The organism is Rugosimonospora acidiphila (assembly GCF_039543385.1).
Classification (GTDB): Bacteria; Actinomycetota; Actinomycetes; order Mycobacteriales; family Micromonosporaceae; genus Rugosimonospora; species Rugosimonospora acidiphila.
Genome location: NZ_BAABJQ010000016.1, coordinates 150,517 through 175,884, shown reverse-complemented (window position 1 = coordinate 175,884; position 25,368 = coordinate 150,517). Strand labels below are relative to the sequence as shown.

19 protein-coding genes and 1 pseudogene are annotated in these 25,368 nt (G+C 70.8%); 14 read left to right on the top strand and 6 right to left on the bottom strand.

What is annotated here, in order from left to right:
• The first annotated feature begins 4 nt into the window (after window positions 1–4).
• The 6 genes from ABEA87_RS25270 (at window position 5) to ABEA87_RS25245 (ending at window position 6,837) form a co-directional block, all read left to right on the top strand.
• On the top strand, window positions 5–910 hold the full coding sequence (locus tag ABEA87_RS25270; protein WP_345633518.1) for an ABC transporter substrate-binding protein: 906 nt from the start codon (window positions 5–7) through the stop codon (window positions 908–910).
• A 10-nt stretch (window positions 911–920) separates the two neighbouring features.
• Entirely contained in the window at window positions 921–1,943 is a 1,023-nt protein-coding gene (locus ABEA87_RS25265; protein ID WP_345633515.1) for an amino acid ABC transporter permease, read from the top strand.
• Window positions 1,940–2,749 carry an amino acid ABC transporter ATP-binding protein gene (locus tag ABEA87_RS25260; protein ID WP_345633512.1) on the top strand — a complete coding sequence of 270 codons (810 nt, stop codon included), beginning with the start codon at window positions 1,940–1,942 and terminating at the stop codon, window positions 2,747–2,749. The genes ABEA87_RS25265 and ABEA87_RS25260 overlap by 4 nt, the downstream gene beginning before the upstream one ends.
• A gap of 229 nt (window positions 2,750–2,978) precedes the next feature.
• Window positions 2,979–5,666, top strand: coding sequence for a DNA polymerase I (polA, locus tag ABEA87_RS25255; protein ID WP_345633509.1), 2,688 nt, complete (start codon window positions 2,979–2,981; stop codon window positions 5,664–5,666).
• An 86-nt stretch (window positions 5,667–5,752) separates the two neighbouring features.
• Window positions 5,753–6,322 (top strand): PadR family transcriptional regulator, encoded by a 570-nt coding sequence (locus tag ABEA87_RS25250; RefSeq protein WP_345633506.1) that lies wholly within the window; start codon window positions 5,753–5,755, stop codon window positions 6,320–6,322.
• Window positions 6,319–6,837 carry a peptide deformylase gene (locus ABEA87_RS25245; protein WP_345633503.1) on the top strand — a complete coding sequence of 173 codons (519 nt, stop codon included), beginning with the start codon at window positions 6,319–6,321 and terminating at the stop codon, window positions 6,835–6,837. Before ABEA87_RS25250 ends, ABEA87_RS25245 begins: the two co-directional genes overlap by 4 nt.
• Window positions 6,838–6,846: 9 nt before the next feature.
• Here ABEA87_RS25245 and ABEA87_RS25240 read toward each other — a convergent pair whose 3' ends face one another.
• A complete protein-coding gene (locus tag ABEA87_RS25240; RefSeq protein ID WP_345633501.1) occupies window positions 6,847–7,239 on the bottom strand; it encodes a winged helix-turn-helix transcriptional regulator in 393 nt (130 codons plus the stop codon).
• A 113-nt stretch (window positions 7,240–7,352) separates the two neighbouring features.
• Here ABEA87_RS25240 and ABEA87_RS25235 point away from each other — a divergent pair, with 113 nt between their 5' ends.
• Window positions 7,353–8,231, top strand: a complete 879-nt coding sequence (locus ABEA87_RS25235) for an SDR family oxidoreductase (protein WP_345633498.1) — start codon at window positions 7,353–7,355, stop codon at window positions 8,229–8,231.
• A 90-nt stretch (window positions 8,232–8,321) separates the two neighbouring features.
• Here ABEA87_RS25235 and ABEA87_RS25230 read toward each other — a convergent pair whose 3' ends face one another.
• Window positions 8,322–9,128 (bottom strand): class I SAM-dependent methyltransferase, encoded by an 807-nt coding sequence (locus ABEA87_RS25230; RefSeq protein WP_345633495.1) that lies wholly within the window; start codon window positions 9,126–9,128, stop codon window positions 8,322–8,324.
• 224 nt (window positions 9,129–9,352) lie between these two features.
• Between ABEA87_RS25230 and rpsA the strand changes: the two genes are divergently transcribed.
• From rpsA to uvrB, 3 genes and pseudogenes are all read left to right on the top strand, one after another.
• Entirely contained in the window at window positions 9,353–10,837 is a 1,485-nt protein-coding gene (gene rpsA, locus ABEA87_RS25225) for a 30S ribosomal protein S1 (RefSeq protein ID WP_345633492.1), read from the top strand.
• A 231-nt stretch (window positions 10,838–11,068) separates the two neighbouring features.
• A pseudogene (gene coaE, locus ABEA87_RS25220) lies at window positions 11,069–11,656 on the top strand (dephospho-CoA kinase); the annotation flags it as partial.
• A 532-nt stretch (window positions 11,657–12,188) separates the two neighbouring features.
• Window positions 12,189–14,288: an excinuclease ABC subunit UvrB gene (gene uvrB, locus ABEA87_RS25215; RefSeq protein WP_345633489.1), complete on the top strand. Its 2,100-nt coding sequence runs from the start codon at window positions 12,189–12,191 to the stop codon at window positions 14,286–14,288.
• Between the two features lie 58 nt (window positions 14,289–14,346).
• Here the strand turns inward: uvrB and ABEA87_RS25210 are convergent, their stop codons facing one another.
• Complete coding sequence (locus ABEA87_RS25210; protein ID WP_345633486.1) at window positions 14,347–14,634, bottom strand: antibiotic biosynthesis monooxygenase family protein; 288 nt, start codon at window positions 14,632–14,634, stop codon at window positions 14,347–14,349.
• 303 nt (window positions 14,635–14,937) lie between these two features.
• Here ABEA87_RS25210 and ABEA87_RS25205 point away from each other — a divergent pair, with 303 nt between their 5' ends.
• From ABEA87_RS25205 to ABEA87_RS25195, 3 genes are all read left to right on the top strand, one after another.
• Window positions 14,938–15,993 (top strand): TerC family protein, encoded by a 1,056-nt coding sequence (locus ABEA87_RS25205; protein WP_345633483.1) that lies wholly within the window; start codon window positions 14,938–14,940, stop codon window positions 15,991–15,993.
• Between the two features lie 137 nt (window positions 15,994–16,130).
• Window positions 16,131–16,925, top strand: coding sequence for a tyrosine-protein phosphatase (locus ABEA87_RS25200; RefSeq protein WP_345633612.1), 795 nt, complete (start codon window positions 16,131–16,133; stop codon window positions 16,923–16,925).
• A 125-nt stretch (window positions 16,926–17,050) separates the two neighbouring features.
• On the top strand, window positions 17,051–18,214 hold the full coding sequence (locus ABEA87_RS25195; RefSeq protein WP_345633480.1) for a trans-sulfuration enzyme family protein: 1,164 nt from the start codon (window positions 17,051–17,053) through the stop codon (window positions 18,212–18,214).
• Window positions 18,215–18,266: 52 nt separating this feature from the next.
• On the opposite strand, the gene ABEA87_RS25190 is transcribed toward ABEA87_RS25195, so the two are convergent.
• Window positions 18,267–19,106, bottom strand: a complete 840-nt coding sequence (locus ABEA87_RS25190; RefSeq protein WP_345633477.1) for a serine hydrolase — start codon at window positions 19,104–19,106, stop codon at window positions 18,267–18,269.
• Window positions 19,103–20,968, bottom strand: a complete 1,866-nt coding sequence (gene typA, locus ABEA87_RS25185) for a translational GTPase TypA (RefSeq protein ID WP_345633474.1) — start codon at window positions 20,966–20,968, stop codon at window positions 19,103–19,105. The genes ABEA87_RS25190 and typA overlap by 4 nt, the downstream gene beginning before the upstream one ends.
• A 125-nt stretch (window positions 20,969–21,093) precedes the next feature.
• On the opposite strand from typA, the gene ABEA87_RS25180 reads away from it, so the two are divergent.
• Window positions 21,094–22,500, top strand: a complete 1,407-nt coding sequence (locus ABEA87_RS25180; RefSeq protein ID WP_345633471.1) for a VTT domain-containing protein — start codon at window positions 21,094–21,096, stop codon at window positions 22,498–22,500.
• A gap of 25 nt (window positions 22,501–22,525) precedes the next feature.
• Here ABEA87_RS25180 and ABEA87_RS25175 read toward each other — a convergent pair whose 3' ends face one another.
• Entirely contained in the window at window positions 22,526–25,300 is a 2,775-nt protein-coding gene (locus ABEA87_RS25175) for a putative bifunctional diguanylate cyclase/phosphodiesterase (RefSeq protein ID WP_345633468.1), read from the bottom strand.
• Window positions 25,301–25,368 lie beyond the last annotated feature (68 nt).

Below are 25,368 nucleotides of genomic sequence, written 5' to 3'. Positions count from 1 at the left end.
AGAAATGTTGTTGGGTGCCTCCCGCCGCAGTGCGGTCGTCGGCCTGGTCGGCACTGCGGTGCTGGCCCTGGCCATGGCCGGTTGTGGCGGTAACAGTGGGTCCAGCTCGACCGGCGCGGCGCCCTCGACCGCAGTCGACTCGGCGCTGGCGGCGAAGGTGCCGGCGTCGATCAAATCGGCCGGTAAGATCATCATTGGTACCGACTCGACCTACGCGCCGAGCGAGTTCCTGGACAACGATGGCAAGACCGTGCAGGGTTTCGACGTCGACCTGTTCAACGCGGTGGCGGGCAAGCTCGGGCTGAAGACGGAGTGGCAGTCGTCGAAGTTCGACGACATCATTCCCGGGGTCAGCTCCGGCAAGTACAACATCGGGGTGTCCTCGTTCACCATCAACTCGGAGCGGGAACAGCAGGTGACCATGGTCTCCTACTTCTCCGCGGGCACCCAGTGGGCGGCCAAGGCCGGAGCGACGGTGGACCCGGACAACGCCTGCGGCAAGAAGATCGCGGTGCAGACCGGCACCGTGCAGGTCGATGACGTCACCAAGCGGGGCAAGGCGTGCACCGATGGCGGCAAGCCCGCCATCACCATCGACCAGTACCAGGACCAGGGCATCGCGACCAACGCGGTGGTCTCGGGCAAGGACGACGCGATGCTGGCCGACTCGCCGGTCTGCGCGTACGCGGTCAAGCAGACCAGCGGCCAGCTGGCCCTGGTCGGCCAGATCTACGACTCGGCGCCGTACGGCTACGTGCTTCCCAAGGACCAGAAGGACTTCGGCGATGCGCTGGCCAGTGCGGTGCAGTCGCTGATCACCGACGGTACCTACAAGACGATCCTCGCCAAGTGGGGAGTCGACGGCGGATCCATCACTGCGCCGGCGGTCGACCCGGCGGCCTCCTCCTGAATCTCCATCCATGACAACTCAGATCCAACAACAGCCCGAGCGGGTACGGCCTGAGCCCATCAAGGCCGTACCCGTGCGGCACCCAGCGCGCTGGGTGACCATGGCGGTGATCGTCGTGCTCGCCGCGATGTTCCTGCACCTGATCCTGACCAATGACCACTTCAAGTGGTCGTTCATCTTCAGCAGCATCAGCCCCGGCCAGCGCGGCGTCATGTTCATCACGCCGGTGCTCGACGGTCTGCGCGGCACCGTCCTGCTCACGGTCACCTCGATGGTGATCGGTGTGGTGCTGGGCGTGGTGGTGGCCATCATGCGGCTGTCGCCCAACCCGGTGCTCGCCTGGACGGCCTGGATCTACACCTGGGTGTTCCGGGCGATCCCCCGGCTGGTGCTGGCCATCCTGTTCGGCAACCTCGGCGTGCTGTGGTCGAGGATCGGCTTCGGCCTGCCGTTCGGCCACCAGATCGGCGAGCTGTTCGGGATGAACGACTTCTCCGGGCAGTTCTACAGCATCAAGGCCACCGACCTGCTCACCGGCTTCGTCGCCGGCATGCTCGCGCTGGGGCTGTCCGAGGCCGCGTACATGGCCGAGATCGTCCGGGCCGGCATCCAGTCGATCGACTCCGGCCAGTCGGAGGCGGCCTCGGCCCTCGGCATGTCCCGCGGCCAGGTGCTGCGCCGCATCGTGCTGCCGCAGGCGATGCGGGTGATCGTGCCGCCCACCGGCAACGAGACCATAGCGATGATCAAGGACACCTCGCTCGTCGCGTACGTCCCGGTCACCAGTGAGCTGTTCTTCCAGATGAACGCGGTCAGCACGCGCACCTTCGTGGTGCTGCCCGTCCTGGTCGGGGCCTGCCTGTGGTACCTGATCCTGTGCAGCGTGCTGATGATCGGCCAGTACTTCGTCGAGCGACACTTCGGTCGGGGGTACGGGACGAGCGGGCGGGCCCGGCAGCGGCTGCGCGACGTCGCCACCGAGCAGAGTGGACGGATCGTCCTGCCCAGCGGCGAAGGCAAGGGGATGTCATGAGCGCCGACGCCACCGTCGAGGCCGGTGCGGCGACCACCGGCGAGCGAGCCGAGATGGTACGGGCCGAGAACGTGCACAAGTCGTTCGGCCACCTGGAGGTGCTCAAGGGCATCGACCTGCTGGTACGCGCCGGCGAAGTGAGCGTGGTGATCGGGCCGTCCGGATCTGGCAAGTCCACCTTCCTGCGGTGCGTCAACCACCTCGAGAAGATCAACGCCGGCCGCATCTTCGTGAACGGCGACCTGATCGGGTACCGCCAGCGCGGCGACAAGCTGCACGAGCTGCGGGAGAAGGAGGTCGCCGAGCAGCGCCGCGCGATCGGCATGGTGTTCCAGCGGTTCAACCTGTTCCCGCACATGACCGCGATGGGCAACGTGATGGAGGCGCCCTGCCGGGTCAAGCGGGAGCCCAAGGCGCGGGCCCGCGAGCGGGCGGTGGCCCTGCTGGAGCGGGTCGGCCTGGGCGACAAGGTGGACAGCTACCCGGCGCAGTTGTCCGGCGGCCAGCAGCAGCGGGTGGCCATCGCCCGGGCGCTGGCGATGCAGCCGAAGTTGATGTTGTTCGACGAGCCGACCAGCGCGCTGGACCCCGAGCTGGTGGGCGAGGTGCTGGACGTGATGAAGGACCTCGCTCGGGACGGCATGACCATGATCGTCGTTACCCACGAGATCGGGTTCGCCCGGGAGGTCGGGGATTCGCTGATCTTCATGGACGGCGGCGTGGTGGTCGAGTCCGGCCACCCGCGCGAGGTGCTCACCGCCCCGAAGCAGGAGCGCACCAAGGCCTTCCTGGCGAAGGTGCTGTAGCGCGCCCGTCCTGGCCGGATCGGGCGCGGTTGCCCGTCCGATCCGGTCCAGACCGGGCCTTCTGGCACGTGGCCCGTTGCCCGTGCCCGTTCTCGCCATTATCGTCCCGTTTCGGCCCCAGCTTGGGGTCTGGCGCGATCCGACCGGTCCGGTCCCGGCTCGCGGCGATCGGTCCGCTTGGTGGGCGTCGTCGAGCGTCTTGTCGGTGGGTGCGACTAGGCTCGCCCGGGTGAGTGCCGCAACGCCCCGCCTTCTCCTGCTCGACGGACATTCCCTCGCCTATCGAGCATTCTTCGCGCTGCCCGTGGAGAACTTCTCCACCACTACCGGGCAGGCGACCAACGCCGTCTTCGGGTTCACCTCGATGCTGATCAACATGCTGCGCGACGAGAAGCCGACCCACATCGCGGTCGCCTTCGACGTGTCCCGGCATTCCTTCCGCACCGATGTCTACCCGGAATACAAGGCGACCCGCTCGGAGTCCCCGGCGGACTTCGCCGGCCAGGTGAGCCTCATCCACGAGGTGCTCGACTCGCTGCGGATCCCGACCGTGGAGAAGCCCGGCTACGAGGCCGACGACGTGATCGCCACCCTCGCCGCCCAGGGCCACGAGCAGGGCATGCAGGTCAGCATCGTGACCGGCGACCGGGACGCGTTCCAGCTCATCCGCGACGGTGTGACGGTGCTCTACCTCAAGCGCGGCGTGTCCGAGATGGACCGGATGAACGCCGACGCGGTCGCCGCGCGCTACGGGGTGGGGCCGGACGGCTACCGGGACCTCGCGGCGCTGGTCGGGGAGAGCAGCGACAACCTGCCCGGGGTGCCGGGCGTCGGGCCGAAGACCGCGGCGAAGTGGATCACTCAATTCGGCAACCTGGACGGCGTGGTCGAGCACGTCGATCAGATCAAGGGCAAGGCCGGCGACAGCCTGCGCGAGCATCTGGCCGGCGTCCTGCGCAACTACCAGCTCAACTGCCTGGTCTCCGACCTGGAACTGCCGCTGGCGCCGACCGACCTGCACTGGCCGGGTTGGGACCGCGAGGCGGTCCACCAGGTCTTCGACGCGCTCGAGTTCCGCATCCTCAGGGATCGCCTATACCAATACCTGGAGGCCGTGGAGCCGGAGGCCGAGTCCGGCTTCGAGCTCGACGGCACGGTGCTGCGCGGCGGCGGCATTGCCGCCTGGCTGGCCGAGCACGCCCCGGCCGGCGCGCCGGCCGGAGTCGCGGTGTCGGGCGGCTTCGGTCGCGGCACCGGCAGCCTCACCGGCCTGGCGGTCGCCGCGGCCGAGGGCCCGGCGGTCTGGTTCGACCCGTCCGCGCTGGACGCCGACGACGACGCCGCCGTGGTGGCCTGGCTGGACGACCCGGACCGGTCGAAGGTGCTGCACGACGCCAAGCCGGCCATGCTCGCGTTCGCCGAGCGGGGCTGGAGCCTGCGGGGCCTGGCCACCGACACCGCCCTGGCCGCCTACCTGGCCCGACCCGACCAGCGCTCGTACGATCTGACCGACCTCGCGCTGCGCTACCTCCAGCGTGAGCTGCGGATCGAGGAGTCCGAGAACGGCCAGCTGACCCTCGACGGCATGGGCGAGGACGACGAGGTCGAGCGCAACCTCATGCTGCGCGCCAGGGCGACCCTCGACCTCTCCGAGGCGATCGGGGAGGAGCTGAGCCGCGACGGCGGCGAGGCGGTCGGGCTGCTGCGCGACGTCGAGCAGCCGCTGGCCTACGTGCTGGCCGGCATGGAGCGCATCGGCATCGCCGCCGACACGCAATACCTCTCCGAGCTGGAGGCGCACTTCGCCGGCGAGGTCAAGGCGGCCGCCCAGGCGGCATACGGCGTGATCGGCCGGGAGTTCAACCTGGGCTCGCCCAAGCAGCTCCAGGAGATCCTGTTCACCGAGCTGTCGCTGCCCAAGACCAAGAAGATCAAGACTGGGTACACGACCGATGCCGACGCCCTGGCCTGGCTCTATGCCCAGACCGAGCACCCGCTGCTGGAGCACCTGCTGCGCCACCGCGACGTGGCCAAGCTGAAGTCCACGGTGGACGGCCTGCTCAAGTCGGTCAGCGACGACGCGCGCATCCACACCACCTTCAATCAGACCGTGGCCGCCACCGGCCGGCTGTCCAGCACCGACCCCAACCTGCAGAACATCCCGATCCGCACGGCCGAGGGTCGCCGCATCCGCCGCGCGTTCGTGGTCGGTGCCGGCTTCGACACGCTGTTGACCGCGGACTACAGCCAGATCGAGATGCGGATCATGGCGCACCTGTCCAAGGACGCGGCGCTGATCGAGGCGTTCCGGTCCGGCTTCGACTTCCACGCGGCCACCGCGTCGTCGGTGTTCGCGGTCGAGCCGGGCGACGTCAGCCACGAGCAGCGCCGGCGCATCAAGGCGATGAACTACGGCCTGGCGTACGGTCTGTCCTCCTACGGGCTGGCCCAGCAGCTGGGCATCACGCCGGCCGAGGCCAGCGTGCTCATGGACGACTACTTCGGCCGGTTCGGCGGGGTCCGCGACTACCTGCGCGCGGTCGTCGATCAGGCCCGGCGCGACGGGTACACGGAAACCGTGCTGGGGCGCCGGCGGTACCTGCCCGACCTCAACAGCGACAACCGCCAGCGTCGCGAGATGGCCGAGCGGATGGCGCTCAACGCGCCGATCCAGGGCTCGGCCGCCGACCTCATCAAGGTGGCGATGCTGCGGGTGGACGCCGCCCTGCGCGACTCTGGCCTGTCCTCGCGGATGCTGCTCCAGGTCCACGACGAGCTGGTCTTCCAGGTCGCGCCGGGGGAGCGGGAGGCGCTGGAGGCGCTGGTCCGGGAGCAGATGGGCAGCGCGTACCCGTTGGATGTGCCGCTGGAGGTCTCGATCGGCGCCGGCCGGGACTGGGACGCCGCCGATCACTGATCGATCCGCCCGCGGGATCATGACCGTCCCGCGGGCCTCGGCGCGGCCGGGTTGTCAAATTTGAGTACTCGTGTTGTAGTTACCGGGTGAACCCCACCCGACTGTTCGTCCTCGGTGCGCTCGCCCGTCGCGGCCCGATGTACGGGCACCAGATCCGCCGCGATGCCCGGCTGGACCGCGCCGAGCTGTGGTCCGAGGTCCGCCCGGGTTCGCTCTACGGCGCGCTGCACCGGCTCGAGGCCGAAGGGCTGATCGAGCCGGTGCGCACCGAGCAGCAGGGCCAGTTGCCCGCGCGCACGGTCTACGCGATCACCGACGAGGGCCGGCGGGAGCTGCGCACCCTGCGCACCGAGGCGTTCGCCGAGGTCGGGCTGCGCCCCGACCCGGTCGACCTCGCCCTGGCCATGAGTGACGAGCTGGACGAGGACACGCTGCGCGGGTTCATCGAGGATCGTCGGCGCCTGCTGGAGGCCCAGGCGACGGGGCTCGACCATCGCCGCGAGCGCGCCTGGCCGGATCAGACGGTCGCCGACGACCTGATCGTCGAGCACGCCCGGCTGCGGGTCCAGGCCGAGCTGGCCTGGCATGATCAACTGCTCGACCAGGTCGGCAAGCTGCAGACGGTCAGCGCTCACCGCCCCGGCGGCGACCAGTGACAGTCCGCCCGCTGCGCCTGATCGGCGACCCGGTGCTGCGCACCGCCTGCGACCTGGTCACCCGGTTCGACGATTCGCTGGCCGGGCTCGTCGACGACCTCATGGACACCGTGCGGGTGCCGGGCCGGGCCGGGCTGGCCGCGCCGCAGATCGGGGTCGGCCTGGCCGTCTTCTCGTACAACGTGGATGACCAGCTCGGCTACGTTGTCAACCCGCGCGTCGTCGAGCTGTCCGGCACCTACGACGGCCCCGAGGGCTGCCTGTCTGTTCCGGGTGTCGCGGCGCAGACGCCCCGCGCGGCGTACGCGCTGGTGGCCGGGGTGGACCTGCGTGGCGATCCGGTGGAGGTCGCAGGCTCGGGGGAGCTGGCGCGCTGCCTGCAGCACGAGACCGACCACCTGCAGGGCGTCCTGTACCTTGATCGGCTCACCGGCGCGGCCCGCCGCGACGCCATCCGGCAGCTGCGGGGCGGCCAAGCCGGCGGCCGGGAGACCGAACTGCGCGTGCGCCGCTAGCCGAGGGGCCTAGACCCGCTGGGCCTCGCGCGCCCCGTCATAGGCGGCGCGCGCGTCGAAGACCGCGTCGAGCGTGCCCTCCACCCACCGGGTCAGCGCCCACACCTGCTCGGCGGCCTCGCGGCCCAGGGGCGTGAGCGAATAGTCGACGCGCGGCGGGATGACCGGCTTGGCGTCGCGGTGGATGAAGCCGTCGCGCTCCAGGGTCTGCAGGGTCTGCGCGAGCATCTTCTCGCTCACCCCGCCGACGCGCCGGCGCAGCTCGCTGAACCGGTACGCGTGTTCCAGCAGCGCGGCCAAAACAAGCACGCCCCAACGGCTGGTCACATGTTCAAGAACCAGCCGGGATGGGCAATCCGCACGGTTGACGTCCGGCGGCGAGTCGAGCTCCCTTACGTCCACACCAGTACCTTACTTCAAAGTGGGTACTTTCGGAACATCCTGTACCGCTTCTAGGGTAAGGTCCGACCGTAGGGGTCGCACCTTATGACACACAACGGGAAGAAGCACCTCGTATGAGCATCGTCATCACCGGGGCAACCGGGCAGCTCGGCCGCATGATCATCGCCGACCTGCTGGACGCCGGGGTTTCCGCGGATGGGATCACGGCCGTTGCGCGCAGCAAGGAGCGGGCCGCCGACCTCGCAGCCCGGGGCCTGCGGCTGCACATCGCCGACTACGACCGGCCCGAGATGTTCGAGGGGCTGCTGCGGCCCGAGGACCGGGTGCTGTTGATCTCCGGTACCGACGTGGGCAGCCGCATGCCCCAGCACCGCGCGGTGATCGACGCTGCCCGGGCGGCGGGCGTGGCCCAGCTGGCCTACACCGGCGTGTTCGGCGGGCCGAAGGCCGACTTCCTGCTCGCCGGCGAGCACCGCGAGACCGAGCAGCTCATCCTCAACTCCGGTCTCTCGTACACCTTCCTGCGCAACAACTGGTACTCGGACGCGTCGATGTTCACCGGCGACCTCGCCGGCATCCTGGAGCGCGGCGCGATCTCCAACAGCGTCGTGCCCGGGGCCCGGCTGGCGACCGCCCCGCGCACGGACTACGCCGCGGCCGCCGCGGTCGTGCTCAACCACCACGGGCACCTCAACAAGGCGTACGAACTGGGCGGCGACGCTGAGTGGACCTTCGAGGAGTTCGCCGAGGAGGTGTCCCGGCAGTCCGGCCGGAAGGTCGTGCACGAGTCCCTGTCGCCCGAGGCGCACAAGGCCCTGATGACCAGCGCGGGCGTGCCCGGGGCGCTCGCCGACATCCTGGTGGACGTCGACGCCGCGATCAGCCGGGGCGCGCTGGCCGGCGGCCCGGGTGACCTGTCGCGGCTCATCGGCCGCTCGACCACTCCGATCGCCGAGTCGATCGCGACGGCGCTGGCGCAGCTGAACGCCTGACCGGCCTGGGACCTGACCGCTCAGAACGGCAAACAAGCGCCGTGCGCCGGCGACCCCGCGGGCAGTGGGGTCGCCGGTCCGGGATCGAGGTCAGGATCGGGGCCGGGCGGCCACGAAGATCGCGGTACCCGGGAAGATCCGGCCGCGCAGCGGGCTCCACTGGCCCCAGATTTCCTCGTGCCCCGGCGGCCACTCGGGTTCGATCAGATCCTCCAGCGTGAACCCGGCGGCGACCAGCTCACGGATCCGGTCGCCGAGCGTGCGGTGCTGCTCCACGTACGTGGTCCGGCCCGACTCGTCGGACTCGACGTACGGCCGGCGGTCGAAGTACGAGTGGGTCGCCACCAGGCCGTTCTCGCCCGGATCGTCCAGAAAGATCCAGCGGATCGGATGGGTCACCGCGAAGATCCAGCGTCCGCCGGGGCGCAGCACCCGGTACACCTCCCGCATCACCGCGGCGGAGTCGGCCACGAACGGCACCGCGCCGAACGCCGTACAGGCGATGTCGAACGACGCGTCGGCCAGCGGCAGCGCGGTCGCGTCGGCCTGGAGCAGCGGGACGTGCACCCCGCTGCGATCGGCGGCCTCACGCGCGTGCCGGAGCATGCCTCCGGACAGGTCCAGCGCCACCACCTCGGCATGCTGCGTGGCCAGCCACCGGGAGGCGGCCGCCGCGCCGCAGCCGACCTCGAGCACCCGCCGGCCCGCCACCGGGCCGAGCAGGCCGGCCTCGGCCTCGCGCAGGCCCTCCGGGCACCACCGGAAGTCGACGTCGCCGAGAAATGTGCCATGTTCGGCCTGATAGTCATCCGCGTCCCGGTCCCACCAGGAGCGGCTCGCCCGGCGGCTCTCCTCGGGAGATACGGCTCGCCGGGCCACCCCGGGCTCGCAACTCATCCCGAATACAGTACGCGTCGGCGCGCCAGAGGGCTTGCACGCTGTGCGGATGCGCACGGTAAGCTAGTCAATGCACTCGTGGGCGCGTATCTCGGTAGGGAGCAGGTCCGCGGCCGCCGGCACGCTACCAACGATCTTCTGGGGATTTCGTTCGGGACGCGCCCGCGGCGAGCCCGCGACGCACCAGGTTCGCCCGACATAATCCGACCGGAGCAACAACCCACATGACGAGCAGCATCGAGGCCACCTCGAGCGCCAGCAACAAGGTCGCCGTCGACGACTTCAACTCCGAGGAAGCCTTCCTCGCAGCGATCGACGAGACCATCAAGTACTTCAACGACGGTGACATCGTGGAGGGCACCGTCGTCAAGGTCGACCGGGACGAGGTCCTGCTCGACATCGGCTACAAGACCGAGGGCGTGATCCCCTCTCGTGAGTTGTCGATCAAGCACGACGTTGATCCGGCCGAGGTTGTTTCGATCAATGACCACATCGAGGCACTCGTCCTCCAGAAGGAGGACAAGGAAGGCCGCCTGATCCTCTCGAAGAAGCGCGCGCAGTACGAGCGTGCGTGGGGCACCATCGAGAAGATCAAGGAGGACGACGGCGTCGTCCGCGGCTCGGTCATCGAGGTGGTCAAGGGCGGCCTGATCCTCGACATCGGTCTGCGCGGCTTCCTGCCCGCCTCGCTGGTCGAGATGCGTCGCGTCCGTGACCTCCAGCCGTACGTCGGCCGGGAGCTCGAGGCGAAGATCATTGAGCTGGACAAGAACCGTAACAACGTGGTTCTGTCCCGCCGCGCCTACCTCGAGCAGACCCAGTCCGAGGTGCGCACCGAGTTCCTCAACAAGCTGCAGAAGGGCCAGGTCCGCAAGGGCGTGGTCTCGTCGATCGTCAACTTCGGTGCCTTCGTGGACCTCGGTGGCGTCGACGGCCTGGTGCACGTCTCCGAGCTGTCCTGGAAGCACATCGACCACCCGTCCGAGGTCGTCGAGGTGGGCCAGGAGGTCGAGGTCGAGGTGCTCGACGTCGACCTGGACCGCGAGCGGGTGTCCCTGTCGCTGAAGGCGACCCAGGAGGACCCGTGGCGCCAGTTCGCTCGGACGCACGCGATCCAGCAGATCGTTCCGGGTAAGGTCACCAAGCTCGTGCCGTTCGGCGCCTTCGTCCGCGTGGACGACGGCATCGAGGGCCTGGTGCACATCTCCGAGCTGGCCGAGCGCCACGTGGAGATCCCGGAGCAGGTCGTGCAGGTCGGCTCGGACGTCATGGTCAAGGTCATCGACATCGACCTGGAGCGCCGGCGGATCTCGCTGTCGCTCAAGCAGGCCAACGAGGGCTTCGTCGAGGGCGAGGAGCACTTCGACCCGACCCTCTACGGCATGTCGGCGACCTACGACAACGAGGGCAACTACATCTACCCGGACGGCTTCGACCCGGAGACCGGGGAGTGGCTCGAGGGCTTCGAGAAGCAGCGCGAGGAGTGGGAGCGGCAGTACGCCGAGGCCCGCGTGCGCTGGGAGGCCCACACCAAGCAGGTGCAGACGGCCCGTGCGGCGGACGCCGCGGCCGAGCCGGTGCAGGGCGGCGGTTCGGTCAGCTCCGCCACCCCGGCTCCCGCGAAGGCGGCCGAGGAGCCGGCCGGCACCCTTGCCACCGACGAGGCTCTCGCCGCGCTGCGGGAGAAGCTCGCGGGCGGCAAGAGCTGAGCCATCCGGTCAGCGTCACGCGACGCGGCCCCGGTCCGGAACGTTCCGGACCGGGGCCGCGCCGTTTTCGCTGCTCCCGCCGTTTTCGCTGCTCGCACCCTGCGGCCGCCGGCGGGCGGGGGCGGCGGGTCCGGGGGCGCTCGGCGGGGTGAGGATTCGACGGCGCCCGTCCGGAGACGCCGACCACCGGCCGGGCGCCGGTGGGTCGCGGCCCAACCCGGTAGGCTCATGATCGTGAAGGTCGGACTGACCGGTGGCATCGGGGCAGGCAAGAGCGAGGTGGCCAGGCGCCTGGCCGAGCTGGGCGCGAGGGTGATCGACGCCGACCAGCTCGCCCGCGAGGTGGTTGCGCCCGGCACCGACGGGCTGGCCGAGGTGGTGAGCGTGTTCGGGCCCGAGGTGCTCGGTCCGGACGGCGCGCTCGACCGCCCAGCGCTGGGTCGGCGGGTGTTCGGCGACGACGAGGCCCGGCGCCGACTGGAGTCGATCATCCATCCGCGGGTACGGGCCCGGACCGCCGAACTGGTGGCCGAGGCGCCGTCGGGGTCGATCGTGGTCAACGACGTGCCGCTGCTGGTGGAGACCGGGCAGGGCAAGGGCTTCGACCTGGTGGTCGTGGTGCAGGCCGACGAGTCCACCCGGCTGCGGCGGCTGATGGACGTGCGGGGCATGAGCGAGTCCGAGGCCCGGGCGCGGATCGCCGCGCAGGCCACCGACGAGCAGCGCCGCGCCGTCGCCGACGTGGTGCTGACCAACGACGGCACGCTGGAGGAGTTGCGCACTCAGGTCGACGCGATGTGGCGCAGGCGGCTGCGTCCGATCTGAACCGCTCGTGCGGCTGCGTCCGATCTGGACCGCTCGCGCGGCTGGTCCCGGTCTAGCCCCGCACACGCGGTTGGCCCGATCCGACCTGGTCGTGGTCTACCTGCGACTCAAGGCATCCGAGCGACTGCGTAGGGTCCCGGCCGGAGCGGCGGCTGGACCGCGCGGCGGCTCCTCAATCGGGGGAGATCGATGCCGGGCAACAGATAAGGCAGCTCGCGGCGGCCGGTCTGCGCGTCTGCGCGACCGCGACGGGTGCGCTCACCGGCGTGGCCGGGGCTGCAGACCCATGCGCCGAGCGCGACCGGCCGGTGTGGAGGTCCGGTCGTCGCTTCGGTCGGCCGCCGCGAGCGGCCCACGTATTGACGGTATCGCGGTGATCTCAGCCACACAATCGCAATGTTGAATCCGATCGTGCACATACCGTCGCCGGTGTCCGGTTCGGTGCCGGCCCACCCCGCCCACCTCGATCGGCCGGGCTCCGGCCGGTGGCGCGGAACTGTCAGACCCCCGGCGTACCGTTGTTTTCATGGCCCTGGACATCCCGCGTCTCGACAATCGCCTTGAGGTGATCAGCGAGTACCAACCCTCTGGCGACCAACCGGCAGCGATCGATGAACTTGAGCGCCGGGTGCGGCGCGGCGACCGGCACGTGGTGCTGCTCGGCGCGACCGGCACCGGTAAGAGCGCGACCACGGCCTGGCTGATCGAGCGGATGCAGCGGCCGACCCTGGTGCTCGCCCCCAACAAGACGCTCGCCGCCCAGCTGGCCAAGGAGTTCCGGGAGCTGTTGCCGCGCAACGCGGTGGAATATTTCGTCAGTTACTACGACTACTACCAGCCCGAGGCATACATCCCGCAGACCGACACCTACATCGAGAAGGACTCCTCGATCAATGAGGAGGTCGAGCGGCTGCGTCACTCGGCCACCATGTCGTTGCTGACCCGGCGGGACGTCATCGTGGTGGCCACCGTGTCGGCCATCTACGGCCTGGGCACGCCGCACGAATACCTGGCGCAGGCGGTCAAGGTGAGCGTCGGCGACGAGTTCGAGCGCGACCACCTGCTGCGCCGCCTCGTCGACATCCAGTACACGCGCAACGACCTCGCCTTCCAGCGCGGCACGTTCCGGGTGCGCGGCGACACCCTGGAGATCATCCCCGCCTACGAGGAGCTCGCGCTGCGCATCGAGTTCTTCGGCGACGAGATCGAGAAGCTCTATTACCTGCACCCGTTGACCGGCGATGTCGTGCGCGAGGTCGACGAGATGTTGATCTTCCCGGCCAGCCACTACGCGGCGGGTCCGGAGCGGATGGAGCGGGCGATCCGCGGGATCGAGGCGGAGCTGGAGGCCCGGCTGGCCGAGTTCGAGACGCAGGGCAAGCTGCTGGAGGCCCAGCGGCTGCGGATGCGCACCACATACGACATCGAGATGATGCGGCAGGTCGGGTTCTGCTCCGGCATCGAGAACTACTCGATGCACATCGACGACCGGCAGCCCGGCGACCCGCCACACTGCCTGCTCGACTACTTCCCGGACGACTTCATGACCGTGATCGACGAGTCGCACAACACCGTGCCGCAGATCGGCGGCATGTATGAGGGCGACGCGTCGCGCAAGCGGATGCTGGTGGACCACGGGTTCCGGCTGCCCTCCGCGCAGGACAACCGGCCGCTGCGGTTCGACGAGTTCCTGGAGCGGGTGGGCCAGATGGTCTACCTGTCGGCGACCCCCGGCCCGTGGGAGCTGCAGCACTCGCAGGGCGAGGTGGTCGAGCAGGTCATCCGGCCGACCGGCCTGGTCGACCCGGAGGTGGTGGTCAAGCCCACCAAGGGCCAGATCGACGACCTGATGCACGAGATCCGGCTGCGCACCGAGCGGGACGAGCGCGTGCTGGTCACCACGCTGACCAAGAAGATGGCCGAGGACCTCACCGACTACCTGCTGGAGCACGGCATCCGCGTGCGGTACCTGCACTCCGAGGTGGACACCCTGCGCCGGGTCGAATTGCTGCGAGAGTTGCGCAAGGGTGACTTTGACGTGCTGGTCGGCATCAACCTGCTCCGGGAGGGCCTCGACCTGCCCGAGGTGAGCCTGGTGGCGATCCTCGACGCGGACAAGGAGGGTTTCCTGCGCAGCGGGACGTCGCTGGTGCAGACCATCGGTCGGGCCGCCCGTAACGTGTCGGGCCAGGTCCACATGTATGCGGACAAGATGACGCCCTCGATGGCCAAGGCGATCGATGAGACCAACCGCCGGCGCGACAAGCAGACCGCGTACAACAAGGCCAGGGGCATCGATCCGCAGCCGCTGCGCAAGAAGATCCACGACATCCTCGACGACATCTACCGCGATGCCGAGGAGAACGATGCCATGGTCGGCGGTGCCGGGCGCCAGATATCGCGGGGCAAGGCGCCAGTCCCCGAGACCCGCAGCCGGGGCCGGGCGAGCACGCCGTCCCGCGAGGGGATGGCCCGCGCCGACCTGGCCCAGCTCATTCAGGACCTCAACGAGCAGATGCTCGCCGCAGCCCGCGAGCTGCAGTTCGAGCTGGCGGCCCGGATCCGGGACGAGATCGGGGAGCTCAAGAAGGAACTGCGCGGGATGGACGTCGCCGGCGTGCGGTAGCCGGACCAGACCGGGCGGCGCCCGACGGCGCTGGCCGTCAGTGGCGCCGCCCCGAGGGCTAAAGGTCCTCGAAGTGCTCGACCCGGGGCGCCCCGTCGAAGTACGGGCCGATCAGCCCGCGCCAGGTGGTGAAGCGCTCGGTGGCCCGGAAGTTGTCCAGGTGCGCGTCGAGCGAGTCCCACTCGACCAGGAGCACGAACCGCGACGGGCTCTCCACGCCGCGAGTCATCCGGATCGAACGGCAACCCTCCACATCGGCGAGGATCTCGCGAGCCTTGCCGTAGGCGGCGGCGAATTCGTCCTCGCGGCCGGGGATCACGTCGATGAGAGCAACTTCGAGCACCATGCGGGGTAGCCTGCCATACCCGCCGGCCGGGGAGCACACCGGCGGCTTCGCCGGGTAGCGCCCGACGGGCCGCCCGACCAGGGACTATGCCATGTCCTGGGATCGGCACGCGCCCCCACTCGCGCGCCGGCCGGGTTATCAGGGACAATAGGAACAGCAGGAGGGGAGTACTCCCTATGTGACGGCGTCGTCAGCACGGTGGCCTAGCCACCCGGTGTCGTCAGCCACCGGGTCGCCGGAAGGACCGGGCCGGCGGCGGAGGAGACCTCTGGAGTCACTTACGTGGTTTCGGAGGTTTTTGCTGTGCACGTGTCGCTCCTGATGTGGATCGTCAGCCTGGTCGGCCTGATCGCCATGCTCGCGGTGGATCTGCTGATCATCGGCCGGCGGCCGCACACGCCGTCCATCCGCGAGTCGTTGCTCTGGGTGGCGTGCTACGTCGGGCTAGCGGTGGTGTTCGGCATCGGCATATCGCTCGGATACGGCGGCCGGTACGGGGGCGAGTTCTTCGCCGGATGGCTCACCGAGTACAGCCTGTCCGTCGACAATCTGTTCGTCTTCGTCGTGATCATGACGAGATTCCGCACGCCACGGGCCTATCAACAGAAGGCGCTGCTGGTGGGCATCGGGTTCGCGCTGATCCTGCGGGGGTTGTTCATCGCGGTGGGCGCGGCGGCCCTGGACCGGTTCGAATGGGTCTTCTACCTGTTCGGCCTCTTCCTGCTCTACACGGCGATCAACCTCGCGCGGCAAGGATCGGGCGAGGAGCCGGAGTTCAAGGAGAACCCGCTGCTGCGCTGGACCCGGCGAGTGATCCCGGTGTCCCGCGAATACCACGAGGCGCGGATTCTCGTGCGGCGCGCCGGCCGACTGACCTTCACGCCGATGCTGATCGTGATGGTCGCGCTGGGTACCACCGATCTGATCTTCGCGCTGGACTCGATCCCCGCCATCTTCGGCCTGACCAAGCAGGCGTACCTGGTCTTCACCGCCAACGTGTTCGCCCTGATGGGGCTGCGGCAGCTGTACTTCCTGCTGGGCAACCTGCTGGACCGGCTCGTGTTCCTGTCCACCGGGCTGGCCGCGGTCCTGGGCTTCATCGGCGTGAAGCTGATCCTGGACGCGCTGCACACCAACAAGCTGCCGTTCCTCAACGGCGGGAAGCCGATTCCGTGGGCGCCGCACATTCCGATCTGGCTGTCCCTCACGGTGATCGCGGGCGCGCTGTTGGTGGCCACGGTGGCCAGCCTGATCAAGTCGAGCCGTGATGCGGCTGCCGGGAATCCGGAGCAGGCCCCCCGGATCCCCGGGCCGAGCGCCGATCCGGCCGGTGCCGGCAGCGACGCCGGTGGCCGCTGACCGCCGGGAAAGCGGCTCCACGCCGGGGAGACGCGGCGCGCGAGGCGCGTGGCGGAGGGCCTGACCCGGTCGGGTACCGGGTGGCGACCCGGTCGGGCGATCGTGGGCGGGTAGGGCAGACTGGCCCGGTGACCGAGGTGCGGCGATCTCTGGGGTTGGCGGGCGCGCCCAACGTCCGTGACATGGGCGGCCTGCCGGCGGGCGGCGGTACGGTCCGCGAGGGCCTGCTGTACCGGGCGCCCGCGCTGGGCCGGCTCACCGACCAGGACGTGACCCGGCTCGGCCGGTGCGGGCTGACCGATCTGCTCGATCTGCGCCACGGCAGCGAGATCGACGTGGCGCCGCCCGACCGGCTCCCGGCCGGCCCGCAGGTCGCACACATTCCGATCTTTGATCCGGCGCACCCGGTCTTCACCTACGTCTCGGCCGTACTGCTCGGCCACGACCTGAGCGCCTTCGTCGACCTCGGCACCGAGGGCACCCCCGGCGCCATGCTGTCGATCTACCGGTGGTTCGTGTCGTCACCGGCCGCCCGGGCCGGGTTCGCCACCGCGATGCAGCGCATCACCGACGCCACCGGCCCGATGCTGTACCACTGCAGCGCCGGTAAGGACCGCACCGGCTGGCTGAGCGCGATCCTGCTGTCCGCGCTCGGCGCCGACCGGGACACCATCCGCGCCGACTACCTGCTGACCAACGAGGTCTCGGCCGCCGGTAACGAGGCGATCCTCGCCGCCATGGCCTCCCGGCGCGGGGTGGACCCGGAGCTGGTGCGGCCGGTCTTCGTGGCCGCCCCGGAGTACCTGGACGAGGCGTTCGCCGAGGCCGACCGCGAGTACGGCTCGATGGACGCGTACCTGCGGGTCGGGCTTGGCCTGGACGAGATGGCGCTCGCGCGGCTGCGAGGCCGGCTGCTGGGCCCGGCGCGCTAGCTCGGGCAGAAAGCCGCGCGGGCAGAGGCACCGCGGGCAGCGGGCCGCCATTCGTTTCATCGGCAAAACCAATGTGCCCGCATTGGCTATGGACCGCACCCGGGCGGCTGCCGAATATCGGAGCCATGCATCCGGACACCCGCGCGGTCCACATCACCGCCCCTCCCGTCGCCGGCAGCACCCCGCTGTCCGTGCCGCTGTACCAGACCTCGTCGTTCGCCTTCGACGACCCGCACGTGCTCGCGGACAGCATGACCCGGCCCGACGGCGCCTACGTCTACGGCCGGTTCGGCAACCCCACCGTGCGCGCCCTCGAACAGGCAGTCGCCGACCTGGAGGGTGGTGCCGCCGCGCTCGCCACCTCCTCCGGCATGGGCGCCATCAACATGCTGCTGCACGGGCTCCTGCGCACCGGCGACCACGTCGTCGCGCAGCGTTCGCTCTACGGCGGCACCTACACGGTGCTCCGGGATCTCGCCGAGCGGTACGGCATCGAGACGACCTACATCGACGGTCACGACGCGGGCGAGCTGCGTTCGGCGATCCGGCCGAATACCAGGCTGCTCTACCTGGAGACGATCTCGAACCCGACCGGCCACATCAGCGATCTGCCGGCGCTCTCGGCGGTCGCCCGCGAGGCGGGCCTGCTGACCATTGTGGACAACACGTTCGCCTCGCCGGTGCACTGCCAGCCGATCGCGCACGGGGCCGACATCGTCGTGCACTCCGCGACCAAGTACCTCGGCGGCCACACCGACGTCACCGGCGGCGTGGCGGTCTTTGCCGAGGAGGCCCACCACCGCGAACTGTGGGGGCACGCGGTCGAGTTCGGCGCCGCCGCCGATCCGTTCGCCGCCTGGCTGACCATCCGTGGCCTGCACACCCTGCCGCTGCGGATGCGGGCGCACGAGGCCAACGCGGCCGTGGTCGCGGGCCGGCTCGCCGCGCACCCGGCGGTCAGCGCGGTGCACTGGAGCGGCCTGGCCGACCATCCGAGCCACGCGATCGGCGCGAAGTTCCTCTCCGGGTTCGGGGCGACGTTCAGCTTCGACCTGGCCGGCGGGTTCGAGGCCGGGTTGGCGCTGTTGGGCAGGGTACGGCTGATCCGTCTCGCGCCGTCGCTGGGCGGGACGGAAACCCTGATCCTGCATCCGGCGAGTACCTCACACCGGCAGCTCGACGGGGACGAACTGCGCGCCGTCGGCATCGGCACGGGCAGCATCCGCATCTCCGTGGGCATCGAGCACCCCGACGACCTGGTGGCCGACCTGGAGCAGGCGCTGGCCTGACGGCCGGCCTGGTCCTGTTCGTCGCGCCGGGCCGGGCCGGTCGCAGCGCCGGTCAGCCGACCGGTCGGGGCACGCGGGCGTCCCAGCTCGCCCGGGCGATGCGCGCGATCAGGTCGCACGCGGCGTCCCGGCCGTCGGGTTCCTTGCGCCCGGCCAGCGTCGTGGTCGTGCAGACCACGATCGTGTACGGGTCGGCGTCGTCCGGGTACACCACCCCGGCCGCGTGCCGCACCGCGTGTACCCAGCCGTTCTTGTGCGCCACCCGGGTGCCGGTCGGCAGCCCGGCGGCCAGGTCCTCCCGGTGCTCCTGCGCGAACAGGGTGGCCAGCATCCGTGCCGTACCGTCCGGGCCGGCCAGGGCGCCGGTGGCCAGCGCGTCCAGCAGCCGGCCCAGGTCGGCCGCGGTGACCAGGTTGTCGATGCCGGCGTCCCGGGCGGCGTAGTCCTCGATGCCGCGCGGGGTGGCGCTGTGCGTGGCGCCGGCCAGCCGCCAGACCCGCGCCACCTCGTCCGAGCCGGCGTGGGCCAGCACCAGGTTGGCGGCGAGGTTGCTGGACCGCACGATCATCCGTTCGGCCAGCCAGGCCAGGCTGGCCTCGCCGCCCAGCCGGTCCCAAACCGCGTCGTCGTTGTCGTCGCGCGGGCCGCCCAGGCTGAACTCGGGTGCCCCGGCCAGCGCCGAGACGAACCGGTTGCGCACCGGTACCGGCGCGTCGAGGTCCAGCCGGCCGGCCTCGTGCGCCCGGTGCAGCGCCGCGAGCACGGCGACCTTCATCGTGCTCGCGGCGTAGTGCCGCTCGTCGGGCAGCCTCTCGTACCGGGGAGCCGCCGAACCCAGCGGCGCGCACCAGACCGACACGGTCCCCGGTACGTCGTCGAGGCCGTCGATCACGCGGGGCTCGGGCCCCGGCGCCTGGCCAGCCGGCCGCGCTCGGCCGAGTCGAGTACCACCTTGCGGATGCGGACGGCGGCGGGGGTCACCTCGACGCACTCGTCCTCGCGGCAGAACTCCAGGGCCTGCTCCAGCGACAGCTTGCGGGGCGGCACCAGCCGCTCCAACTCCTCGCCGGTGGACGAGCGCATGTTGGTGAGCTTCTTCTCCTTGGTGATGTTGACGTCCATGTCGTCGGAGCGCGAATTCTCCCCGATGATCATGCCCTCGTACACCTCGGTGGCCGGCTCCACGAACATCGACCCGCGCTCCTGCAGGTTGAACATCGAGTACGAGGTGGCGGCGCCGGCCCGGTCGGCCACCAGCGACCCGGTGGCCCGGGTGCGCAGCTCACCGAACCACGGCTCGTAGCTGTCGAACAGGTGGTGCAGGATGCCGGTGCCCCGGGTGTCGGTCAGGAACTCGGTGCGGAAACCGATCAGGCCGCGCGCCGGGACCAGCCACTCCATCCGGATCCAGCCGGTGCCGTGGTTGACCAACTGCTCCATCCGGCCCTTGCGGGTGGCCAGCAGCTGGGTGATCGCCCCCAGATAGTCCTCGGGGGCGTCGATGGTCAGCCGCTCCACCGGCTCGCAGGTCTTGCCGTCGATCTCCTTGGTCACCACCTGCGGCTTGCCGACGGTCAGCTCGTACCCCTCGCGGCGCATCTGCTCGACCAGGATGGCAAGCGCCAGCTCGCCGCGGCCCTGGACCTCCCAGGCGTCCGGCCGCGAGGTGGGCAGCACCCGCAGCGAGACGTTGCCGACCAGCTCCCGGTCCAGCCGGTCCTTCACGAGCCGGGCGGTCACCTTGGCCCCCTTGACCCGGCCGGCCAGCGGCGAGGTGTTGGTGCCGATCGTCATGGAGATGGCCGGTTCGTCCACCCGGATCAGCGGCAGCGGCACCGGGTTGTCGACGTCGGCGAGGGTTTCGCCGATCATGATCTCCGGGATGCCGGCCACCGCGATGATGTCGCCCGCGCCGGCCTGCTCGGCCGGCTTGCGCTCCAGGCCGTCGGTCATCAGCAGCTCGGAGATGCGTACCTTCTCGACGGTCCCGTCGATCCGGCACCAGGCGACGGTCTGGCCCTTGCGGATGTTGCCCTCGCGGATCCGGCACAGCGCGAGGCGGCCGAGGAACGGGGACGCGTCCAGGTTGGTCACGTGCGCCTGCAGCGGCGCGTCGGGCTCGTAGGAGGGCGCGGGGATGGTCTCCAGCAGCGTCTTGAACAGCGGCTGCAGCGAGTCCGAGTCGGGTACCGAGCCGTCCGCCGGCTGGCTGAGCGAGGCGAGCCCGTCGCGGGCGCACGCGTACACGATCGGGAAGTCGATCTGGGCCTCGTCGGCGTCCAGGTCGAGGAACAGCTCGTAGGTGTCGTCCACGACCTCCTTGATCCGGGCGTCGGGGCGGTCCACCTTGTTGATGACCAGGACGATCGGCAGCCGGGCCTGCAGCGCCTTGCGCAGCACGAACCGGGTCTGCGGCAGCGGGCCTTCGCTCGCGTCGACCAGCAGCAGCACGCCGTCGACCATGGTCAGTCCGCGCTCGACCTCGCCGCCGAAGTCGGCGTGGCCGGGGGTATCGATGATGTTGATGGTGACCTGCTCGCCGTCCTGGCCGCGGTAGTGCACCGCCGTGTTCTTGGCCAGGATGGTGATGCCCTTTTCCCGCTCGAGGTCCATGGAGTCCATCACCCGCTCAGCCATCTCGGCGCGGGCGTGCCAGGCGCCCGACTGGCGGAGCATGGCGTCGACCAGAGTCGTCTTGCCGTGGTCTACGTGGGCGATGATGGCCACATTACGAAGGTCAGCGCGGGTTTGCATGCTTCCATTGTCCGGGGTGTCGGGGCGATCCCTGAGATTGCCCCCCAACTTCGGGGGACCGTCCGATATGCCACTTTAGCTCGCACTGCGGGCTGGCAAGATCGGAGCATGTTACGGGGAGCGGCGTGAGTCAGCTATTGAGCGCCCTGGCCGATTGGCCACCGGCGTTGATCTATCTCCTCGCCGCCGTGATCGTTGGCAGCGAGACCGCAACAATACTCGGATTGGTCGCGCCCGGCGAGATCACCCTGCTTGTCGTCGGGTTTCTGTGCTATCGGGGTACTTTGCACCTCGGGATCGCCGTGCCGTTGATGATCGCCGGTGGCCTGATCGGCGACAGCGTCGGCTATTTCGAGGGGCGACGGGTCGGGCCTCGGCTGCGCCACACCCGGCTGGGGCAGCGGGTCGGCGAGCACCGCTGGATGAAGGCGGACGCACTGCTGCTCAAGCATGGCGGCCGGGCGGTGCTGATGGCCCGGTTCATCGCCTTCGCCCGTACCCTGGTGCCCCGTCTGGCCGGCATGTCCGGCATGCGGTACAGCTCCTTTCTGCCCTGGAACGCGGTGGGTGTGGCGTGTGTGGCCGGCGGCACCGTGGTCGTGGGGTACCTGGCCGGCCGCTCGTACGCCACCGCCACCGAACTGTTCGGGCAAGCCACCAGCGCCCTGCTCACCCTCGTGGTGGTGATCGTGGCGATCGTGCTCATCGGCCGCTACCTGGGCCGCCACCCGGATCCCATGGCCGACCTGGGTAAGCGGCTGGCCGCCTGGCCGCCGCTGCGGTTCGTGGACCGGGCCTACCGGGCCGCATTCGGCTGGCTCACCGAGCGGATCGGGGTGGGCGGCGCGGTCGCCGTCAACGTGCTCGGCGGCGGGCTCGCTCTGCTCGGCGTCGGGTACGCGCTGACCTGGGCGGTCGACCACCTGGTGCGCAACAGCGGGCTGCTGCTGGCGGACCCGTTCATCACCCACTGGGTGTCGTCCCGGCGCACGCACGCGGCGGTGAGCGTGGCCACCGACACCCTGCTGACGCTGCGCGGGACCTTCCTGGTGGTCCTGGTGGGCGTGCTCGCCGTGGCGCTGAACTGGCGCTCGCGGGTGTGGCGGGTGGACCTGGTCGGGGTGCTGGGCACCGGGGGTGCGTTCCTCCCGCTGGTGATCATCTCGCTGGCCGCCGATTGGGAGCGGGCGCCGCAGGCCACCCCCAGGCCGGGCTTCTTCCCCAACCAGACGGCGGTGGTCGCCGCCAGCCTGGGCATGCTGGCATGGCTGCTGTCCCGGCGTTTCGGCTGGCGGATCGCGGTACCGGCCTGGACGGCCGCGGCCGGGCTGGTGTTCGTGGTCGGCGCGGCCCGCGTCTATGTCGGCTGGAGTTGGCCCAGCGAGGTCATCGCCTCGACGCTGCTGGGCGGGCTGTGGCTGATGGTGTTCGTGATCGCCTGGCATACCCGGGACCGGGTGCGCGCCGGGACGGTGGACACACCGGGCACCCCAGGAACGTCCGGGCCCGCGCCGGTGGGTGCCAACCGCTGAACCGCGCTACCCGCTGAGACCGCCGCTAGGCGGTCGGGGAGCGGTGGGTCTCCAGGTACGCCTCGAAGTGCTCGGCCGGCTCCGGGCGGCCCAGCAGGAACCCCTGCCCGTACCGGCACCCGCCGGCCCGTACCAGGTCGAGGTGGGCCTCGTCCTCCAGCCGCTCGGCGACGATCTCCAGGCCGAGCCGGCGGCCCAGCCCCACGACCACGTCGATCATCGGGGTGGCCGGGCCGGTGTGCGCGATGGTGCCGGTGAACAACGCCTGATCCACCTTGAGCACGTCGACCGGCAGCCGGCGCACGGACGCGAGGGGGGCCGGTCCGGTGCCGAAGCTCGCCAGGGCGGTGCGCACGCCGAGCGACCGCAGCCCGGTCAGCTGCGCCACGGCGCCCTGCCGGTCCGGGCCCAGCCCCTGCTCGGTGATCTCCAGGACCAGCCGCTCGGCCGGGATGTGGTGGTTGTCCAGCACCCTGCCGACCCGGGCGACCAGGTTGGGCGCGGCGAGTTGGGGGGCGGCCAGGTTGACCGACAACCACAGGTCCAGCCCGTCGTGCAGCCAGCCGGCCAGTTGCCGGCAGGCGTGGTGCAGCACCCACTCGCCGATCTCGTCGATCAGGCCCAGGTCCTCGGCCACCGACACGAAATCGGCGGCCGGCACGGTACCCCGCTTCGGGTGCCGCCAGCGCAGCAGCGCCTCGGCGCCCACCGGTACGTCCTCGACCAGGTCGAGGATGGGCTGGAAGACCAGGTCCAGTTCGCCCCGGGCGAGCGCGCCGGGCAGCTCCTGCTCCAGCGTCAACCGGCGCAGCAGGGCGGCCTCCAGCGCCTCGTCGTACCACTCGACGCGGTCGCCGCCGCGCAGCTGCCCGGCCCGCCGCACGGCCAGCCCGGCGCGGTTGAGCGCGTCGGCGGCGCCGTCCGCGGCGGCCAACTCGGCCAGGCCGACGACGCCGGTCAGGCACACGGTGGCCCCGGCGACCTGGTAGGGCCGGTTGAGCTCGGACAGCACCCGGTTGGCCAGCGCGTACGCCCGGACCGCGCCCTCTGCCGTGGCGACCGCGAACTCGGTGCCGGATAGCCGGGCCGGCCGGTCGGACGCGGCGATCGTGCCGCGCAGGCGCCGGGCGGCCTCGATGAGCACCTCGTCGGCGACCTCGCGCCGACCCCCGCCGTTGCTGGCACCGCCGTTGCTGGCACTGCTGGTGTTGGCATCGCCGGTGTTGGCCTTGCCGGTCCGATCGGTGGGCGCGTTCAACGCGATCATCAGCAGTGCGCCGGGCTGTCCGGGTACCGCGCGCATCGCGGTGAGCGTGTCCAGCAGTTGGCGACGGTTGGCCAGCCCGGTCAGCTGATCGATGAGGGCCTTACGCCGCCGCGCGCGCTCCACCTCCCGGCGCGTCCCGACGTCGCGCACGTGCACCACCAGCGCCCCGACCTCCGGCACCGCGCGCTGGTCGCTGACCGTGGACTCGGTCTCGCGCCAGTGGCCGTCGCCGTCGCGCAGCCGCGCCGACAGCAGGACCGGCGCGGCGGTGCCGCCGGGCTGGGCGCCGTGCATCGAGATCAGCCGTTTCCGTACCGCCGCCGCGTCCTCGGGGTGCACCAGCGCCATGAACGGGTGGTCCAGCACGTCCTGGTCGCGCAGCCCGAACTGGTGCGCCGAGGCCGGCGACTGCCAGGTCACCACCAGGTCGGCGTCGAGCACCACGGTGATGTCGGTCGAGCCGGTGACCAGCGACCGGAACCGGGCCTCCCGCGCCGCGATCAGGCGGGCGTACCGGCGGAAGTCGAGCAGCGTGAAGCACTCCCGTACCGCCAGGGCGGCCAGCACGCCGAGGCCCAGCGCCACCGATGCCGGGTCGAACGGCCGGGCGCCGGCCAGCCGGTACGCGGTCGCGGCCAGCGCGGTGCCCACCGGTACCGCCAGGATCGGGTAGCCGGCGAACCCGGGGTCGGTGGTGTGCCCGGCCGGTGCCGCCGCGGCGTTGGAGTCCGTGTCGGTGTCCGCCTCGGGTGCGGCTGCCAGCGCTCCGGCCCAGCACAGCACCGGCCCGAACACCAGCGCCAGCGCGGCCACCGGCAGCCAGGCGGCCGGCGCGGCACCGGCGAAGAGGGCCACGGTGGTGCCCAGGCCGGTGATGGCCAGCGCGGCCCCGGCGCAGCAGGCCAGGGCGGCCGGCCGGTGGCGCACCGAGCGCAGCCCGGCGACCGTCGCGATGGCCAGTGCCGCGCAGCCGAACAGCGCCACGCCCGCCGCGAGCGCGTGGGTGCCGCCGGCCGGCCGGATCACCATCAGCCAGGCGGCGTAGACCAGGCAGGCGACGATGGCCAGGCCATCCAGGGCCTGGTGCAGCCGGTCCACCGGGTCGGCCGTCGACCCGGGAGGCAGGATCAGCCCGAGCAGGAACAGCAGGGTGGCCAGCAGCAGGCCGACCGCGCCGAGCCGGGCCGCGAACGGATCGTGCAGGGCACCGTGCGACACCGAATCCGACCCGGTCACGGCGGTGCCGACCACGGTCGCGCCGGTGACCAGCAGGCTCAGGCCCAGCAGCCCGGCGCGCCGGCAGAGCCGCGCGGTGCGCCGGCGCAGGTGGGCGGACAGGGCGAGCCGCACCAGCAGGCCGGCGTGTACGGCGGTGGAGGCGGCGACCGCGGCGGCCAGCGCGACGAGCCGGGGCAGCAGCCCGGTGCCACCGACGGTCAGCAGTGCGCAGCTCACCGCCGGTGTGATCGGGATCAGCGCCCAGGAGACGTGCGCGGAGTGGGGCCGTGGGGGCGCGGCAGGCTCAACAGACATGCGTCGGTTGATCCTTTACTCGAGGGGTCGATGGGGAAGTTCCCATCTATCTGCGAGAACGACGGCGA